Genomic DNA, 17,013 nt, shown 5'->3' with positions numbered 1-17,013 from the left:
CGGCCGAGCGGGCCGGAGGCGCGGCAGCCGCAGTCGCGGTCGCGGTCGCGGCAGCCGGCGCGCGCGCGGCGTGGCGCAGCACGGCCGCCAGCACCTGATGCGGCTCGAAGGGCTTGGACACGTGCTCGCACATGCCGGCATCGAGGCAGCGGCGGCGCTCTTCGTCCAGCGCATGCGCGGTGAGCGCGATCACGGGCAGATCGGACGCCAGGGCCTTGAGGCGGCGCGTGGCTTCGAGGCCGTCCATCACGGGCATCTGCACATCCATCAACACCACGTCGAACGCCATCGTGCCGGCCTCTTGCAGCAGCTCGACGGCCTCCTGCCCATCGCGGGCGCACGCCACGCTGGCGCCTTCGAGCGTGAGCAGGCCTTCGAGAATCTCGCGGTTGATGTCCACGTCGTCGGCCACCAGCACGCGCAGGCCGCGCAGCCGGTCGTGGCCGATGGTTTGCAGCGTGCTCGCGGCCGCCTCGGTGGCCGGGCCGAGCGCCTCGATCAGCGGCAGCGTGAAGACGAAGGTCGAGCCCTCGCCCGGCGTGCTGCGCGCGGCGATGTCGCCGCCCATCAGGCGCGCGAGCTGCCGGCTGATGCTCAGGCCCAGCCCGGTGCCGCCAAAGCGCCGGGTGGTCGAGCCATCGGCCTGCTCGAAGGGGTTGAAGACGCGCGACAGCGCCGCCTCGTCCATGCCGATGCCGGTGTCGCTCACGGTGTAGACGATCCGCCCCTCGTGCTGATCCAGCGCCAGCGTGATGGCGCCGTGCTCGGTGAACTTGATCGCGTTGCTCACCAGGTTGAGCAGCACCTGGTTGATGCGCAGCGCGTCGCCCTGGATCCACTCGGGCACCTCGGCGCACGTCCAGTGCAGCCGCAGGCCCTTGTCGGCGGCGCGGTCGATCAGCAGGTTCACCGCGTCCTCGGCCAACTGGCGCGGGCGCAGCGGGGCGGACTCGATCGCGAGCATGCCCGCGTCGAGCTTGGACGAATCGAGGATGTCGTTGATCAGCCGCAGCAGATGCTGGCCGCAGCCATTGATCTTGTCGAACACGGCATGCAGCGCAGGGTCGCTGGCGCTCTTGTGCGCGCCCAGCTGGGCCATGCCCAGCACGCCGTTGAGCGGGGTGCGGATCTCGTGGCTCATGTTGGCCAGAAACTCGCTCTTGACCCGCGACAGCCGCTCGGCCTCGTTCTTGGCGGCGGCCAGCTCGGCGGTGCGCTCGCGCACCTGTTCTTCGAGCCGGGCGTGATGCTGGTACAGCGCCTGCTCGGCCTCGAGCCGCGCGGTGATGTTGTGGCCGAACGCCATCACGTGGTTGACGCCATCGATCATCAGCAGGTCGAACTTCATCTGCCACCAGATCGGCTTGCCGCTGCGATGCTGGCTGCGCCATTTCAGGCGCTGAGCGCCGCGGTCGCGCGTCTGCCGCACCGTGTTGAGCAGCGCCTGGAAGGTGTACGACTCGCCCGAGAACAGGTGCCGCTCGAACAATGAGGCGGGGTCGTCGGCGCCGTGCTCGAACAGCGCGTTCTGGTTGGCGTAGTGCAGCCGTCCGCTGCCGCACTCGAAGATCAACACCGCCAGCGGCGCGTTGTCGAGCAGCGTGGTCAGCCGCTGCTTGCTGTCGCGCAGCTGGGTCTCGACCTCGCTGTGCGCCTCGACCTCATGCTGCAGCGCCACGCGCGAACGCTCGATCGAGCGCATCGCCTCGTTGAACATGCGGCTGTAGCGGGCGATGGTCATGCCAATGGCCGCGAAAACAATCACGTTGACCACGGCATACGTTGCGGGCGGTGGGATGTTGCGGGCGGTCACGCCGCTGATCAGGCCCAGGTACTCGATCAGCAGCAGCCCCACCACGCACAAGCTCGACAGGCCCGCGGTGAGCAACGCGGCTCGCGGGCCCAGCAGCAGACCCATCATCAAAATGATGGCGGCCGGCACCGACACGCTTGACGACGACACGCCGGTGCCCACGATGATGCCGGTGGTGTAGACCACCACGATGGCCGCGACGCCGAACACGGCGGTGGCCACGCGCGGGCCAAAAATGCGCCCCAGCGCCATCGAGAGCAGGGCCAGCGCCGACAGCACGATGCCTCCGATCATGCGGGCCTGGCTGGCGGCGGAGTCCGGGCTGTGGATCAGGCTGATGGCCACGAACAGCAAGACGCCGCCAACCGCGGCCATCATCATCACGTTGTTGAGCACGCGAACGATGGACGCGTCGATCTGCTGGCGCAGATCGCGGAGCGTGACGTGTGACTCGGTCATGGCGGCTCAGCCGGTGGTGCCGAGCTTGCCGATCAGGTGGTGCAGGTGCTGCTCGATGTGCTGGCTGTGGTCGAACACCTTCATGACCTCTTCGGTGTGTCGCGCCAGCGTGTCGGTCACGAGGTCTTCTTGCGTGTCGCTCAGGCCCAGGTGGATGAACGCGTGCTCGATCTCCTCGCGCATGCGCTGGAACACGGCGCCGATCTGCAGCCGCGTGGCGTGCTGCTGCGCCGAGATGTCGATGAGCGCCTCGCGCGTGAGCTTGACGAGCTTGGCGTTGTTTTCGAGGCTGGCGTTCTTGGTCTCGATATCGAGCGAGCGGATGCGGCCTAGGGCCCCCTCGACCAGCAGCGCCACGTTGTCGCGCGCGCGTCCGAAGCGGTCGGCGTCGTCGGGCGAACAGTGGCGCGCGGCTTCGCCCATCGGCAAGTTGCGCACCAGCAGCGCCTGCCCGTAGTTGAACGCCGTGTGGCCGCCCACGGGCTGGATGCTCGCGCCCTTGAGCTTCTCGATGTGATCGAGCAGCGAGTTCTCGAGCGCGCTGCATTCGAGCGGCCCCGTCATCGACAGCACGCCCTGGCGCCCGTTGAGGCGCACGCTGCCCTCGAAGCCGCAGCGCTCGAGCGCGTCGAACACCGCGCGAGCGATATCGGCGTAGTGGTAGCAGCCGCTGAGCCGGCGCTGAAACTCCAGCACCACGCCCACCTCGCCATACATGTCGGCCGAGGTCATGGCCGCGTTCATCACGTCTTCGAGCTGGGCATTGAGATCGCGGTTCTTGTCGCGCTGGGCAATGGCCAGCTTGATCTTGGCGCGCAGCTCCGACACGTCGAACGGCTTGGTGAGGTAGTCGACCGCGCCGGCCTGGTAGCCGCGCAGCCGCTCGTCGAGCGTGACGCAGGCCGACAGGAAGATCACCGGCACGTCGCGCGTGGCGCCCTCGGCCAGCAGAGCCTCGCAGGTGGCGTAGCCGTTCATTTCGGGCATGTCCACGTCGAGCAGCACCAGGTCGGGCACGGCCGCCTGGGCCTGTTGCAAGGCCGCCGCGCCGCTGGCGACCGCCGTGACCGCGCAGGCGCCGGTCAGCGAGGCTTGCAGCATCTCGCGCGTCAGCTCGTCGTCATCGACGACCAGGATGTGGGGCACTGGGCTCATGATCTTCCCTTTCTGTTCTGTCCTGCTGCAATGGGCTTGCACCCCCGGCTGCGCGACCGATTCGCGGCAGGTCGGGGCCAGGCTGGAACACGCATCGAGAAGGAGCCTGGAGCCTTCGCAGTCAAAGTTTCGGCTGTCGCGGCAAGCGGCGTAGGGGCATTCGGCACCATTGGCGTGGATGTGTGTGACGAATTGGCGCCCGGTGCGCCGTCTTTCGGGGGGGTCGCTTTGGTGTGAAATCGCCGCCATGACCGACGACCTCGACAACCGCTCCACGCCGGCCCCCACGGCCGTGCCGCCCGTGCTCGACCACCGGCTGGCGAACATCGAAGACCTGCGCCGGCTGGCCGAGCGCGCCACGCCGCGGCCGTTCTTCGGTTACCTCGACAGCGGCTCGTTCGAGGAGCTCACGCTGCGCGCCAACCGCCGCGATCTCGACGCGCTCACGCTGCGCCAGCGCGTGCTGGCCGGCGTGGGCATGCGCGAGCTGAGCACCACGCTGCTGGGGCAGACCAGCAGCCTGCCCGTGGCCATCGCGCCCACCGGGCTGGCGGGGCTGATCCGTGCCGACGGCGAGCTGCACCTGGCCCGCGCGGCCGAGGCGGCGGGCGTGCCGTTCACGCTCAGCACCGTGTCGATCTGCTCGATTGAAGACGTGCGGGCCGCCACGCGTCAGCCGTTCTGGTTTCAGCTCTACGTGATGCGCGACCGCGGCGTGGTGCGCTCGCTCATCGAGCGCGCCTGGGCGGCCCAGTGCTCGGCCCTGATGGTCACCGTGGACCTCGCCGTGCAGGCGCCGCGTCTGCGCGACGAGCGCAACGGCATGACGCTGCGCCCGCAACTGCTCAATCTGCCCAATGTGATCGACTTCATCCGCAAGCCCGGCTGGATCGTGCGCCGCCTGCGCAGCCCGCGGCGCAACTTCGGCAACCTCGAACGCTACGTGCCCGGCGGGCCGGGCAAGAAGCCGGTGCCGCTGGTCAGCGCCTGGATCGCCGACCAGCTCGACCCCACGATGAGCTGGGCCGATCTCGACTGGATCCGCTCGCAGTGGCCGGGCAAGCTCATCGTCAAGGGCCTCCTCGATGCCGACGACGCGCGCCGCGCCGTGCAGGCCGGCGCCGATGCCATCGTGGTGTCCAACCACGGCGGGCGCCAGCTCGACGGCGCGCTGTCCAGCATCCGCGCCCTGCCGCGCGTGGCGCAGGCTGTGGCGGGCGAGGCCGAGGTGCTGTTCGATGGCGGCGTGCGCAGCGGGGCCGACGTGCTCAAGGCCCTGGCCAGCGGCGCGCGCGGGGCGCTACTGGGGCGCGCGCCGCTCTACGGCCTGGCGGCGCTCGGCGAGCCCGGCGTGGCCCACGCGCTGGCGCTGATCCGCCGCGAGTACGACGTCAGCCTGGCGCTGGCCGGCGTGCGCCGCACCGTGGATGTCGGGCCCGAGGTGCTGGACGTCGCCTAGCCGCGCTCGAACTTGAACACCGCCGTGCTGCCCAGCAGATTGGGCCAGCGGCGCACGACCTCGCCGTCGCGCAGGCCGAACGATTCGAGGATGCGCAGGCCGCTGCGGCGCGCCAGTACCTCGAAGTCGGTGAAGGTGCCCACGCGGATGTTGGGCGTGTTGAACCACTGATACGGCAGCCGCTTGGTGACGGGCATGCGGCCGCGCAGCACGCTCAGGCGGTTGGGCCAATGCGCGAAATTCGGGAAGCTGACGATGCCGATGCGGCCCACGCGCGCCGTCTCGCGCAGCATGGCTTCGGTGTTGCGCAGGTGTTGCAGGGTGTCGAGCTGCAGCACCACGTCGAAGTGGTTGTCCTCGAAGATGCTCAGACCTTCTTCGAGGTTGCGCTGGATCACGTTGACGCCGCGCTGCACGCAGGCCAGCACCTTGGCGTCGTCGAGTTCCACGCCGTAGCCGGTGCAGCCGCGCTCTTTCATCAGGTAGGCCAGCAGGGTGCCGTCGCCGCAGCCCAGGTCGAGCACACGCGAGCCCGCCGGCACGAGCTCGGCGATGCGTTCGAAGTCGGTGTGGTGGCTGCTCATACGGCAAAGCCTTTCACGGCAGGAGCGGCGGCCGGGCCGGCGCATTCGTCGGCCACCCGGTCGAGGTAGGCGCGCACCACGCCGTGGTAGCGCGGGTCGTCGAGCAAGAAGGCGTCGTGCCCGTGCGGCGCGTCGATCTCGGCGTAGCTCACGCTGTGCTGGTTGTCGACCAGCGCCTTGACGATCTCGCGCGAGCGGGCCGGCGAGAAGCGCCAGTCGGTCGTGAAGCTCACCACCAAGAACTTCGCGGTCGCGCGGGCCAGCGCGGCGCTCAGATCGCCACCAAACGCCTTGGCCGGGTCGAAGTAGTCGAGCGCGCGGGTGATGAGCAAATAGGTGTTGGCGTCGAAGTACTCGCTGAACTTGTCGCCCTGGTAGCGCAGGTAGCTCTCGACCTGGAATTCGGCGTCTTGCGTGCTGTAGGCCAGCGCGTCGCCTTTCAGGTCTCTTCCGAACTTCTGCTCCATCACGTCATCGCTCAGGTACGTGATGTGGCCGATCATGCGGGCCACGCGCAGGCCGCGCTTGGGCACCACGCCGTGCTCGTAGAAGTGGCCGCCGTGAAAGTCGGGGTCGGTGACGATGGCGCGGCGCGCCACCTCGTTGAAGGCGATGTTCTGCGCCGACAGATTGGGCGCCGTGGCGATGGCCAGGCAATGCCGCACCCGCTGCGGGTATTGCAGCGTCCAGCTCAGGGCCTGCATGCCGCCCAGGCTGCCGCCCACCACGGCGGCGAGCTGCTCGATGCCGAGCTCGGTGAGCAGCCGGGCCTGGGCGTTGACCCAGTCTTCGACCGTGACGACCGGGAAGTCCGCGCCATAGAGGCGGCCGGTATCGGGGTTGGTGTGCATCGGGCCGGTGGAGCCGAAGCACGAGCCGGGGTTGTTGATGCCGATGACGAAGAAGCGGTCGGTGTCGAGCGGCTTGCCGGGGCCGACCAGGTTGTCCCACCAGCCCTCGCTCTTGGCCTGGCCCTCGTAGGTGCCCGCCACGTGGTGCGAGGCGTTGAGCGCATGGCACACCAGCACGGCGTTGCTGCGCGCGGCGTTGAGCGTGCCGTAGGTCTCGTAGGTCAAGGTGTAGTCGCGCAGCTGCGCGCCGCTTTGCAGCGTCAGCGGTGCGGCGAAATGCCTGGTTTGCGGTTGCACGACTCCAACGGATTTCATGCGGGGTGCCTCTACGTCTGGTGTGGGCCCGGCAACAAAAAACCGGCCTCGCGGGTGCTGCGGGTGCAGCGCTGCGGTGGGCCGGTTTGCGCCTGTTTAGCGGTATTTTTAGAGCGCCCGCAAGCCGGACAAATCGGCGCTGAGTCGGGAGTATATCGGGGGCGCTTGCCGGGGCTCAGTCCAGCGTGCGCCTGAAACGCTTGAGCCCGATGCTCATCACCACCAGCGTGAAGGCGGCCAGCGGCCACAGGTTGGGCCACAGCTCGTGCAGCTCGTTGCCCTTGAGCATCACGCCGCGGATCAGCCGCAGGAAGTGCGTGAGCGGCAGCAGGTTGCCCACGAACTGCGCCCACTCGGGCATGCCGCGGAACGGGAACATGAAGCCCGACAGCAGGATGGACGGCAGGAAGAAGAAGAACGTCATCTGCATGGCCTGCGCCTGGCTGTGCGCGATGCTCGAGATGGTGATGCCCACCGACAGGCTGGCGACGATGAAGGCCAGCACGCAGCCCAGCAGCGTGACGAGGTTGCCGGCGAAGGGCACGTGAAACAGATAGCGCGCGGCCAGCAAGATGATGGTGGTCTGCACGTAGCCGATGACGATGTAGGGCGCGATCTTGCCCACCATCACCTCGAGCGGGCGCACGGGGGTGGCGAGCAGGTTTTCCATCGTGCCGCGCTCGACCTCGCGGGCGATGCCCAACGAGGTCATCATGATCATCGTCATGGTCAGGATCACGCCGGTGAGGCCGGGCACGATGTTGAACTGCGTGCGGCCCTCGGGGTTGTAGCGGCGGTGGATGCGCCACTCGAACGGCGCGGCCATCGAGGCCCCCGCCGGAGCGGTCAGCCGGGCCGCCGCGGTGCCCTTGAGGTCGTGCGCCAGCGCCGTCTGCGTGAGCTGGGCCAGCGTGGCCAGCGCGTTGCCGGTGGCGGCGGGGTCGGTGGCGTCGGCTTCGAGCAGCAGGGCGGGGCGCTCGCCGCGCTCCAGCGCGCGCGAGAAGCCGGCCGGGACGGTCAGCACGAACTGCACGTCGCCCAGGGCCAGCAGGTCGTCGGCCTCGGCTTCGCTGGCGTCGGCCCGCGTGACGACGAAGTAGCCCGAGTTCTCGAGCGCGCGCGTGAGGCTGCGGGTGTAGGTGGTGTGCTCGTGCACCACCAGCGCGGTGGGCAGGTGCTTGGGGTCGCCGTTGATGGCGTAGCCGAACATGATGAGCTGCATCAGCGGGATGCCGATGAGCATGCCCAGCGTGAGGCGGTCGCGCCGCAGCTGGGTGAACTCCTTGATGATGACGGCGATCAGCCGGTCGAGCGAGAGCGGCTCGCGGCGGTTGTCCTTGAGGGGCGGGGCGCTGCTCATGCGTTGGCGAAGTTGTCGGTGGCTTGTTTCGAGAGGTGGATGAACACTTCTTCGAGCGAGGGGGGTGTGCGGCCGCACACGAATTGAGGCAGGCCGCGCCAGGGCGCCAGGGCCGCGTCGAGCGCGTCCTGACTGGAGCCGCAAATGCGCAGCCCCTCGGCCAGCCGCGTCACCATGGTCACGCCGGCGCGGGCTTCGATCTCGTGGGTGAGCGCCGCGATGCCGGGCCCCGACAGCGTGCGCGTGACGAACTGCGCGCCTTCGACCAGCTCGCGCGGCGTGCCGTTGGCCAGCAGGTGGCCGTAGGCGATGTAGCCCAGGCGGTGGCAGCGCTCGGCCTCGTCCATGTAGTGGGTCGAGACGAGCACCGTGATGCCGTGCGCGGCCAGCGTGTGGATCTCGTTCCAGAAGTCGCGCCGCGCGGTGGGGTCCACGCCGGCGGTGGGCTCGTCGAGCAGCAGCACCTCGGGCTCGTGCAGCATGCAGGCGGCCAGCGCGAGGCGCTGCTTCCAGCCGCCCGAGAGGCTGCCGGCGAGCTGCTGTTGGCGCCCGCTCAGGTTGAGCCGCTCCAGCGCGGCATCCACTCGCTCGTGGCGCCGATCCATGCGGTACATGCGGCCGATGAAATCGAGGTTCTCGCGGATGCTCAAGTCTTCATACAGGCCGAAGCGCTGCGTCATGTAGCCCACGCGGCGGCGGATGGCCGGGGCCTCGGTGACGACGTCGTAGCCCAGCGTGTGGCCCTCGCCGCCATCGGGCGTGAGCAGGCCGCACATCATGCGGATCGAGGTGGTCTTGCCCGAGCCGTTGGGGCCGAGAAAGCCGTAGATCTCGCCGCGCCGCACCTGCATCGACAGGTTGTCCACCACCACCTTGTCGCCATAGCGCTTGGTGAGGTTCTCGACGTCGATGACCACCTGGCTGGCTGGCGCGTGGCCCGGCGCTGCTCCCGCCTGCATCATTGGCTCGCCGCGTTGGTGGCGACCAGCCGCACCTCGACCGGCATGCCGGGCGGCAGCTTGGCCGCGTCGGCCGGCTGGGGCCAGGCCTCGACCATGAAGACCAGCTTGCTGCGCTCGTCCTGGCTGTAGATCACGGGCGGCGTGTACTCGGCCTGCGTGGCCACGAAGCGCACGGTGGCGCTGATGGGGCCGCCGCAGGCGTCGCAGCGGGCCTGCACCACGCTGCCCGGCGCGAGCCGCGCGCGTTGCGCTTCGGGCACGTAAAAGCGCAGCTTGATCGACGCGGGCGACAGCAGGCTGACCACCGGCGCGCCGGGCGGCACCCACTCGCCTTCGCGGTAGAGCGTGTCGTCCACCCGCGCGGCCAGCGGCGCGTTGACGGCCTTCTGCTTCAGCGCCCACTGGCTTTGCGCCACGGCCGCGCGCGCGGCTTGCGATTGCGCTTGCGCGGCTTGCCGCGAGTCGTCGCGCCCGCCCAGCCGGGCCACGCGCAACTCGGCTTCGAGCTGCTGCACGCGCGCGGCGTCGGCATCGCGCCGGGCCTGGATGGCGGTGAGCGTGGCGGGCGACACGAAATGCGCGTCGGCCAGATCGCGCTGGCGCTTCAGGTCGCTGCTGGACTGCGCCAGCGCGGCGCGGGCCTGTTCGAGCGCGGCGCGGCGGGCGGCGAGCTCGTCGGGGCGCGCGCCCTTGCTCAGGTCGGCGGCCTGCGCCTCGGCCTGCTGCAGGCGCGCTTGCGCCTCGCTCGCGTTGGCGGCTTCGCTGTCTTGTTCGAGCGAGAACAGCGCGGCGCCGCTGGCCACCTGATCTCCGCGCCGCACCGCCAACTTGACGAGCCGCCCGCCGAAAGGCGAGGCCACGCGCACCGGCTCGGTTTCGACGTAGCCGCTGAACACGCCGTCGCGTCGCGGGCTGCAGGCCGTGAGCAGGCTCAGGGCGAGCAAGACGCTCAGAGACAGGCCGGCGGCGCGCGGCAATGGGCGTTGATGCATGAGGGGGCTCCTAGCGGTTCTTCTGGACGGCGTGGGGTGGGGTCGTGGTGGCATGGGCTTGCGCCATGGCTTGCAGGCCGGCCCACGAGAAATCAGCGATCTGGCGCCCCAGGCGGGCCACCACATCGGGCTGGTCGTACAGACCGGGCTGCAGGCGTTCGATCACCGGCTGGCCCACGCGGTAGGCCAGGCATTGCCCGACCACGCTGATCGCGCCCTGGTGCAGCGCGGCTTCGGGCGCCCGCGGCCCGAGGATCTCGCGGATGAGCTGCAGCGCCAGCATGGTCTGCGGCAGGCTGAACTGCACGAACATCACGTCGAGCGCGGCGGTGGGGCTGGTCAGCTCGCGCACGCCCAGCCGGGCGATGCGCGAGGGCGTGCGGGGGTCGATCAGGCGGGTCAGCAGGCTGCGCACGAAGAAGTCGAAGCGCTCGCGCAGCGGCGCGTGCGGGTCGCCGTGCAACAGCGGCGCGTGCGCGAGCGAGGCTTGGGCGTGGTGCTGCAGCACGGCCAGGTACAGGCCTTCCTTGCTGCCGAAGTGGTAGTTGATGGCCGACAAGCGCACGGCGGCGCGCTGCGCGATGTCCTGCACCCGCGCGGCCTTGAAGCCTTCTTCGATGAACACCTCGGTGGCGGCGTCGATCAACGCGGCTCGGGTGGTGTCGCCCGTGGCATGTCTGGGTGGGGCGGGGCGGGTGGCGAACATCGGGGTTGACAATTGACAAACGATCGTTTGAAAAAAGTTTACCAAACTCGTCTGGCGACCCGGCCGGGCGCGGGGCGGTCACGACACGATCTGGCCGGTGATGCCCCCGTTTCACCGCGCTTTGACAGGCGCGGCGCGGTCTAGCATGTGGGGGAGGTTCGTATCGAACGCATCCGACTCATGAAAGGGATGGCACATGATTTCCATGGCAAGCGACCGTAGCGGGGGCTGGCGCCGCGCGGCATCCTGGGTTGCCCTGTCTTGCGGGCTCGCGCTGCTGGGCGCCACCCCGCCGGCCGTGGCGCAGAAGATGTACCGCTGCGGCTCGGTCTATCAAGACCACCCCTGCGCCGGCGAGCAGCCAGGCAAGGTGATCGGGCATTCGGGGGCGACGCTGTCGGAGGGCTCGCCCAAGGTCGATGCCGACTGCACGGCGCGCGGCGTGCGCTCGCAAAAAATCTCGTGGTCACGCGAAGCCGGGCGCACGCAGGACGAGCAACTCCGCGACGCGCCGCAAGACACCGCGCTGATCAACGAGGTCTATAGCCAGCGAGGCACCGCCGGGGCCGTGCGCGCGGCGGTGGAGGCCAGTTGCATGGCGGCCAAGGAGCGCGCGCTGCAGGCGGCGGCGCTGACCAACGCGGCGGCGAAGCTGCGGGGAGACGACGCGGCGGCGGCGCCCAGCCAGGCGGCCCCCGCGCCGGCCGCGAACAACCCCGGCAACACCGCGACCGCCGACGACGCCGCGCGCCGCCGCGCCGAGTCCGACGCCGTGAGCAAGAAGCTCAAGTGCGGCAGCATCGCCAACCGCATCCGCAGCATCCGCGACTCGCAGCGCGCCGGCGGCTCGGGCGAGGCGATGGATCGGCTCAAGCAGCAGTTGCAAGAGATGGAAGGCGCCTCGCGTGACGCCGGCTGCTGAGCGCGTGCCGCGGCGTGGCCCGCGCCCGGGCAACATCATCGCCCCCTGAACACTCGACGAGGAGCCCCACCATGCCGGTCTGGCTGATCAAGCTCAACGCGTATTTCCCGATCCGCTATTCGGTGCTGCTGCTGACCACGGCGGGGTGCCTGCTCAGCGCGCTGGCCTGGGTGACGAGCGGGCATGGCTCGCTGGCCACCCTGGTCTTTGCCGGCATGGTCGTGACCGGGGTGCACGACGTGGTGCAGACCCGGCGCGCCATCTTGCGCAACTACCCGGTCATCGGGCATCTGCGCTTTCTGTTCGAGTTCATCCGCCCCGAGATCCGCCAGTACTTCATCGAGAGCGACAACGAGGCCGAGCCGTTCTCGCGCCAGCAGCGTTCGCTGGTCTACCAGCGCGCCAAGGGCGAGCCCGACAAGCGCCCCTTCGGCACCCAGCTCGACGTGCTCAAGCAGGGCTACGAGTGGATCAACCATTCGCTGGCGCCCACCAGCGTCACCTCGCACGACTTTCGCGTCACCATCGGCGCGGAGCGCGCCCAGCCCTACAGCGCCTCGGTCTTCAACATCTCGGGCATGAGCTTCGGCGCGCTGTCGCCCAACGCCATCCTGGCGCTCAACGCGGGCGCGCGGCGCGGCGGCTTCGCGCACGACACCGGCGAAGGCTCGATCAGCCGCTACCACCGCGAGCATGGCGGCGACCTGATCTGGCAGATCGCCTCGGGCTACTTCGGTTGCCGCCACGCGGACGGCAGCTTCAGCGAAGCGCGTTTTGCCGAGCAGGCGCGCGACCCGCAGGTCAAGATGATCGAGCTCAAGTTGAGCCAGGGCGCCAAGCCGGGCCACGGCGGCGTGCTGCCGGCCCCCAAGGTCACGGCCGAGATCGCGGCGGCGCGCGGCGTCGAGATGGGGCGCGACTGCGTTTCGCCGGCGGGCCACAGCGCGTTCGCCACGCCCACCGAGATGCTGCGGTTCATCGAGCGGTTGCGCGAGCTGTCGGGCGACAAGCCGGTGGGCATCAAGCTGTGCATCGGCCACCCGTGGGAATGGTTCGCCATCGCCAAGGCCATGCTCGCCACCGGCATCGCGCCCGATTTCATCGTGGTGGACGGCGCCGAGGGCGGCACCGGCGCCGCGCCGGTCGAGTTCTGCGACCACATGGGCTCGCCGCTGCAAGACGGCCTGCAGATGGTGCACAACACCCTGGTCGGGCTGAACCTGCGGCACCGCGTCAAGATCGGCTGCGCCGGCAAGGTGGTGAGCGCATTCGACATCGCCCGCATGCTGGCGCTCGGGGCCGACTGGTGCAATTCGGCGCGCGGCTTCATGTTCGCGCTGGGCTGCCTGCAGGCGCAGACCTGCCACACCGGCGAATGCCCCACCGGCGTCGCCACGCAAGACCCGCTGCGCCAGCGCGCGCTGGTGGTGCCCGACAAGGCCGAGCGCGTCTTCCGCTTTCATCAGAACACGCTGCACGCGCTCAAGGAGCTGGTGCAGGCCGCCGGCCTGCATCACCCCTGCGAGTTGACGGCCTCGCACATCGTGCGGCGCATGTCCGACCACCAGGTCAAGCTGCTGGCCAACCTGCTGCCGGTGGTGCAGCCCGGCGTGCTGCTGGCGGCCGAGCGCGGCGAGGCGGCGTGGCCGTATGAGCTGTATCGCCTGTATTGGCCCATGGCGCGGGCCGATTCGTTTGCCCCGGCGCCCTAGCTGGCCCCTTGGCGGGCGGCGCCGGGCGCGCTCAAGCCGTGGGCGGCCTGGTATCGACGAAGCCGGGGCGTTGCGCCAGCTTCTCGGCCAGCTTGGTCAGGTTGGGGTGCTCGGCGCGCCAGTCGATGTGCGCGAAGCGGAAGTCGAGGTAGCCCAGCGCGCAACCCACGGCGATGTCCGCCAGCGTGTAGTGCGTGCCGGCGCACCAGGCGCGGTCGCCCAGGCCTTGCCCCATGGCGCGCAGCGAGGCGCTCACCTTGCCCATCTGGCGCTCGACGAACGCCGGGCTGCGTTGCGCCTCGGTGCGGCCGGCCCAGGTCTGTTCCATGCGGGCGGCGATGGCGGCGTCGAGCAGGCCGTCGGCCAGCGCCTCCCACGTCCGCACCTCGACGCGCTCGCGCCCCGACAGCGGGATCAGCTTGCCGACCGGCGACAGGGTGTCGAGGTATTCGACGATCACGCGCGAATCGAAGATCGCCTCGCCGCCTTCCATCACCAGGCAAGGCACCTTGCCCAGCGGGTTGGCGGCCTGAATCGTGGTGGTGGGCGACCAGACGTCCTCCAGCTCGAACTTGTAGTCGAGCTTCTTCTCCGCCATCACGATGCGTACCTTGCGCACGAATGGGCTGGTCAATGAGCCGATGAGTTTCATAGTATTGATATTTGCGAGATCCGATTCATTCTATCGAAGGGGGTCGTGCGCGCCGCGGGCCAGGAGTCGCCGCTGATGGTGGCTGAGCGGGCGGGGGGCGACTCATAATGGCAAAGGCCATCCATCTTGCAAACGCCGTGCCTCGGCTTGGTGATCCATCGCTTCGTCATGCGCTCCTCGCGTTCCTCCCAGCCGCCCTCCGTGGGCGAAACCACCATCCCGCATGCCCTGGTGCGGGGGGGGCCGGTTGCCCCCGGCGCGGCCGTGGACATCGCGTTTGAGCCCGATGCGGGTGGCGACGTGCTGGGCGGCGAGTGGCTGGGCGTCGATCAGATCGAGACCGAAACCTCGCACGGCTTGCGCGTCAACGGCGCGCAGGCGCAAGACATCGACCCCATGGGCCGCGAGCTCGACGAGCTGCGGCTGGCCCGCTGCCCCGCCGATCAGGCGCGGGTCTGGAGCGTCGCCTTCAGCGGCGCCGGGCGCGATTACGCCCGCGTGTGGGCCAAAGGCTGGTTGTTGACCCTGCTGACGCTGGGCCTCTACTACCCCTGGGCCCGCGCGGCCAAGCTGCACTATCTATATAGACACACCGAAGTGGCCGGGCATCCGCTGGCGTTCCATGGCCAGCCCGGCAACATGCTGCGCGGCTTCCTGATCAGCGGCGCGCTGCTGCTGGTCTACGTCTGCGCCGGGCAGTGGGCGGCGTGGACGGGCGTGCTGGCGGTGCTCGCCGTCGCCGGCGTGTGGCCGGCGCTGTTTCTGGCGGCCATGCGGTTCCGCCTGGCGCACACCAGCTGGCGGGGGTTGCCGCTCGGCTTCGGCGGCAATCTGGCGGGCGCCTACCAGACGTTGACGGCGCCGCTGTTGATCTCGGGCCTGGCGCTCACGGCCATGGCCTGGGGCGTGCAGGACGACGCGGCCGACAACCTCTGGGCCTGGGCGGCGGCCGGCTTGTGGCTGACCTTCGGCGTGGCGCTGCCCTTCTTCTATTGGCAGCTCAAGAACTACCAGCATTCCCATCTGCGCCTGGGGCCGCTGCAGACGCAATGGAAGGCCACGCCCGAAATGATCTACGGCCTGCTGCTGCGCGCCGCGCTGCTGTGGCTCACCGGCCCCCTGGTGGTCGCCGGGGTGGCAACCCTCGCCGCGCTGAGCGTGGGCAGCGCGCTCGACGACTTGCTGCAAGACCCCATCGGCAACGCCGGGCTGCTGCTCTTCGTGGCGGCCGTGCTGGTGCTCGACACCGTGATCGCGCGGGCCTACGTGGTCGTGGGCATGCAGAACCTCGTCTGGACCAAGACCGGCAACCGCTACATGCGCTTTCGCAGCGATCTCGAATGGGGGGCGTATCTGCGGCTGCAGTTGCGCAACCACCTGCTGACCGCGCTCACGCTCGGGGCGTACTGGCCCTGGGCCGCCATGGCCACCCGCCGCATGCGCCTGCAGGCCATCACCGTGGTCTCGCGCATCGTTCCCGAAGACCTGGTCGCGTCGGTGCAGACCCGCCAGGGCAGCGCCGCCGCCGAAGTGGGCACTGAAATGCTGGGGCTCGACCTGGGCTGGTGAGCCGCGCCGGCCACCGCGTCAGGCCCCTGGAGCGCGGGGCTGTTGTGCCAAAAAGTTGCGACCGCGCCGGAGCCCCGCTGCCTACAATATCGGGTTCTATTTTTCGCGCCGCCTTCACCATGCCGCTTGCCGCACTCACCGCTTTGTCTCCCCTCGATGGCCGCTACGCCGGCAAGGTCGCTGCCCTGCGTCCGCTGCTGTCCGAATTCGGCCTGATGCATCGCCGCGTGCAAGTCGAGATCGAGTGGTTCATCGCCCTGTCCGACGCCGGCCTGCCCGAGTTCGCGCCGCTGTCCGAGGCCTCGCGCGGCTTGTTGCGCGGGCTGATGGCACGCTTCAGCGAGGCCGATGCCCAGGCCATCAAGGACATCGAAAAGACCACCAACCACGACGTCAAGGCGGTCGAGTACTGGATCAAGTCGCGCTTCGCCGGCAACCCCGAGATCGAAAAAGCCAGCGAGTTCGTGCACTTCGCCTGCACCAGCGAAGACATCAACAACACCAGCCACGGCCTGATGCTCAAGGCGGCGCGTTCGCAGGTGCTGCTGCCCGCGCTCGATGCCATCATCGCCAAGCTCACCGGCATGGCGCACCAGTTCGCCACCCAGCCGATGCTCAGCCGCACGCATGGCCAGACCGCCAGCCCCACCACCGTGGGCAAGGAGATCGCCAACGTCGTGGCGCGTCTCACCGCGGCGCGCGAGCGCATCGCCGCCGTCAAGCTGCTGGCCAAGATGAACGGCGCGGTCGGCAACTACAACGCCCACCTCTCGGCCTACCCCGAACAAGACTGGGAGGCCTTCAGCAAGGGCGTCATCGAAAACCAGCTGGGCCTGACCTTCAACCCGTACACCATCCAGATCGAGCCGCACGACTACATGGCCGAGCTGTTTGACGCCGTCACCCGCGTCAACACCATCCTGATCGACTGGTCGCGCGACGTCTGGGGCTACATCAGCCTGGGCTACTTCAAGCAGCGCACCAAGGCCGGCGAGATCGGCTCGTCGACGATGCCGCACAAGGTCAACCCGATCGACTTTGAAAACGCCGAAGGCAACCTCGGCCTGGCCAACGCGGTGCTCACCCACCTGAGCCAGAAGCTGCCCATCAGCCGCTGGCAGCGCGACCTGACCGACTCCACCGTGCTGCGCAACATGGGCGTGGCCATCGGCTACGCCGTGCTGGCCTACGACAGCCTCACCCGCGGCCTCGACAAGCTCGAACTCAACACCGCCGCGCTCGATGCCGACCTCGACGCCGCCTGGGAAGTGCTGGCCGAGCCCATCCAGACCGTGATGCGCCGCTACGGCCTGCCCAACCCCTACGAGCGCCTGAAAGAGCTGACGCGCGGCAAGGCCATCACGGCCGACGCCATCGCCGCCTTCATCGACACGCTGGAGCTGCCCGAGGCCGAGAAGCAGCGCCTGCGCGCCCTCACGCCGGGCAACTACATCGGCAAGGCGGCCGAGCTCGCCACCCGCATCAAGCATTGAGCGGGGCCT

General features: G+C 69.3%; 14 protein-coding genes and 1 riboswitch. Of the genes, 5 read left to right on the top strand and 9 right to left on the bottom strand.

All coding sequences use genetic code 11. The features are described 5' to 3' along the window. Nucleotides 1–2,272, bottom strand: a 2,272-nt coding sequence (locus ACE3SS_RS08025; protein ID WP_374592701.1) for an ATP-binding protein, incomplete at its 3' end; no start/stop codon positions are given. Between the two features lie 6 nt (nucleotides 2,273–2,278). Continuing rightward, nucleotides 2,279–3,427 carry a two-component system response regulator gene (locus ACE3SS_RS08020; protein WP_374592699.1) on the bottom strand — a complete coding sequence of 383 codons (1,149 nt, stop codon included), beginning with the start codon at nucleotides 3,425–3,427 and terminating at the stop codon, nucleotides 2,279–2,281. Nucleotides 3,428–3,674: 247 nt separating this feature from the next. Here ACE3SS_RS08020 and ACE3SS_RS08015 point away from each other — a divergent pair, with 247 nt between their 5' ends. Then, a complete protein-coding gene (locus ACE3SS_RS08015; protein WP_374592697.1) occupies nucleotides 3,675–4,886 on the top strand; it encodes an L-lactate dehydrogenase in 1,212 nt (403 codons plus the stop codon). On the opposite strand, the gene metW is transcribed toward ACE3SS_RS08015, so the two are convergent. The 6 genes from metW to ACE3SS_RS07985 form a co-directional block, all read right to left on the bottom strand. Further along, nucleotides 4,883–5,470: a methionine biosynthesis protein MetW gene (metW, locus tag ACE3SS_RS08010; protein ID WP_374592695.1), complete on the bottom strand. Its 588-nt coding sequence runs from the start codon at nucleotides 5,468–5,470 to the stop codon at nucleotides 4,883–4,885. The two genes, ACE3SS_RS08015 and metW, sit on opposite strands and share 4 nt — an antisense overlap. Continuing rightward, on the bottom strand, nucleotides 5,467–6,636 hold the full coding sequence (locus ACE3SS_RS08005; protein WP_374592693.1) for a homoserine O-acetyltransferase: 1,170 nt from the start codon (nucleotides 6,634–6,636) through the stop codon (nucleotides 5,467–5,469). The genes metW and ACE3SS_RS08005 overlap by 4 nt, the downstream gene beginning before the upstream one ends. A 75-nt stretch (nucleotides 6,637–6,711) precedes the next feature. After that, a riboswitch (SAM riboswitch) is annotated at nucleotides 6,712–6,786 on the bottom strand. A gap of 25 nt (nucleotides 6,787–6,811) precedes the next feature. Then, the gene (locus ACE3SS_RS08000) at nucleotides 6,812–7,996 is read right to left on the bottom strand and encodes an ABC transporter permease (RefSeq protein ID WP_374592691.1); all 1,185 of its coding nucleotides are present in this window, start codon (nucleotides 7,994–7,996) and stop codon (nucleotides 6,812–6,814) included. Continuing rightward, nucleotides 7,993–8,955: an ABC transporter ATP-binding protein gene (locus ACE3SS_RS07995; protein ID WP_374592689.1), complete on the bottom strand. Its 963-nt coding sequence runs from the start codon at nucleotides 8,953–8,955 to the stop codon at nucleotides 7,993–7,995. Before ACE3SS_RS07995 ends, ACE3SS_RS08000 begins: the two co-directional genes overlap by 4 nt. After that, on the bottom strand, nucleotides 8,955–9,950 hold the full coding sequence (locus ACE3SS_RS07990; RefSeq protein WP_374592687.1) for an HlyD family secretion protein: 996 nt from the start codon (nucleotides 9,948–9,950) through the stop codon (nucleotides 8,955–8,957). The genes ACE3SS_RS07995 and ACE3SS_RS07990 overlap by 1 nt, the downstream gene beginning before the upstream one ends. Before the next feature lie 10 nt (nucleotides 9,951–9,960). Next, nucleotides 9,961–10,656: a CerR family C-terminal domain-containing protein gene (locus ACE3SS_RS07985; RefSeq protein WP_374592685.1), complete on the bottom strand. Its 696-nt coding sequence runs from the start codon at nucleotides 10,654–10,656 to the stop codon at nucleotides 9,961–9,963. A 205-nt stretch (nucleotides 10,657–10,861) separates the two neighbouring features. On the opposite strand from ACE3SS_RS07985, the gene ACE3SS_RS07980 reads away from it, so the two are divergent. Then, nucleotides 10,862–11,578, top strand: a complete 717-nt coding sequence (locus tag ACE3SS_RS07980; RefSeq protein WP_374592683.1) for a hypothetical protein — start codon at nucleotides 10,862–10,864, stop codon at nucleotides 11,576–11,578. Nucleotides 11,579–11,649: 71 nt separating this feature from the next. Next, the gene (locus ACE3SS_RS07975; RefSeq protein ID WP_374592681.1) at nucleotides 11,650–13,290 is read left to right on the top strand and encodes an FMN-binding glutamate synthase family protein; all 1,641 of its coding nucleotides are present in this window, start codon (nucleotides 11,650–11,652) and stop codon (nucleotides 13,288–13,290) included. 31 nt (nucleotides 13,291–13,321) lie between these two features. Here the strand turns inward: ACE3SS_RS07975 and ACE3SS_RS07970 are convergent, their stop codons facing one another. Beyond that, nucleotides 13,322–13,942 carry a glutathione S-transferase N-terminal domain-containing protein gene (locus ACE3SS_RS07970; RefSeq protein WP_374592679.1) on the bottom strand — a complete coding sequence of 207 codons (621 nt, stop codon included), beginning with the start codon at nucleotides 13,940–13,942 and terminating at the stop codon, nucleotides 13,322–13,324. Nucleotides 13,943–14,110: 168 nt separating this feature from the next. Here ACE3SS_RS07970 and ACE3SS_RS07965 point away from each other — a divergent pair, with 168 nt between their 5' ends. Further along, nucleotides 14,111–15,511, top strand: coding sequence for a DUF898 family protein (locus ACE3SS_RS07965; protein WP_374592677.1), 1,401 nt, complete (start codon nucleotides 14,111–14,113; stop codon nucleotides 15,509–15,511). 119 nt (nucleotides 15,512–15,630) lie between these two features. Then, nucleotides 15,631–17,004 carry an adenylosuccinate lyase gene (gene purB / locus ACE3SS_RS07960; protein WP_374592675.1) on the top strand — a complete coding sequence of 458 codons (1,374 nt, stop codon included), beginning with the start codon at nucleotides 15,631–15,633 and terminating at the stop codon, nucleotides 17,002–17,004. Nucleotides 17,005–17,013 lie beyond the last annotated feature (9 nt).

It is taken from the genome of Aquabacterium sp. (assembly GCF_041915145.1).
Lineage (GTDB): Bacteria > Pseudomonadota > Gammaproteobacteria > Burkholderiales > Burkholderiaceae_C > Aquabacterium.
This window is presented reverse-complemented; position numbering and strand designations above follow the sequence as displayed.

Bases quoted from the DNA above. Each gene is read 5' to 3' on its own strand.
- purB (WP_374592675.1), top strand. From the start codon at position 15,631: ATGCCGCTTGCCGCACTCACCGCTTTGTCTCCCCTCGATGGCCGCTAC.
- ACE3SS_RS07990 (WP_374592687.1), bottom strand. From the start codon at position 9,950: ATGCATCAACGCCCATTGCCGCGCGCCGCCGGCCTGTCTCTGAGCGTC.
- ACE3SS_RS08005 (WP_374592693.1), bottom strand. From the start codon at position 6,636: ATGAAATCCGTTGGAGTCGTGCAACCGCAAACCAGGCATTTCGCCGCA.
- metW (WP_374592695.1), bottom strand. From the start codon at position 5,470: ATGAGCAGCCACCACACCGACTTCGAACGCATCGCCGAGCTCGTGCCG.
- ACE3SS_RS07985 (WP_374592685.1), bottom strand. From the start codon at position 10,656: ATGTTCGCCACCCGCCCCGCCCCACCCAGACATGCCACGGGCGACACC.
- ACE3SS_RS07980 (WP_374592683.1), top strand. From the start codon at position 10,862: ATGGCAAGCGACCGTAGCGGGGGCTGGCGCCGCGCGGCATCCTGGGTT.
- ACE3SS_RS07975 (WP_374592681.1), top strand. From the start codon at position 11,650: ATGCCGGTCTGGCTGATCAAGCTCAACGCGTATTTCCCGATCCGCTAT.
- ACE3SS_RS08015 (WP_374592697.1), top strand. From the start codon at position 3,675: ATGACCGACGACCTCGACAACCGCTCCACGCCGGCCCCCACGGCCGTG.
- ACE3SS_RS07970 (WP_374592679.1), bottom strand. From the start codon at position 13,942: ATGAAACTCATCGGCTCATTGACCAGCCCATTCGTGCGCAAGGTACGC.
- ACE3SS_RS07995 (WP_374592689.1), bottom strand. From the start codon at position 8,955: ATGCAGGCGGGAGCAGCGCCGGGCCACGCGCCAGCCAGCCAGGTGGTC.
- ACE3SS_RS08020 (WP_374592699.1), bottom strand. From the start codon at position 3,427: ATGAGCCCAGTGCCCCACATCCTGGTCGTCGATGACGACGAGCTGACG.
- ACE3SS_RS08000 (WP_374592691.1), bottom strand. From the start codon at position 7,996: ATGAGCAGCGCCCCGCCCCTCAAGGACAACCGCCGCGAGCCGCTCTCG.
- ACE3SS_RS07965 (WP_374592677.1), top strand. From the start codon at position 14,111: ATGCGCTCCTCGCGTTCCTCCCAGCCGCCCTCCGTGGGCGAAACCACC.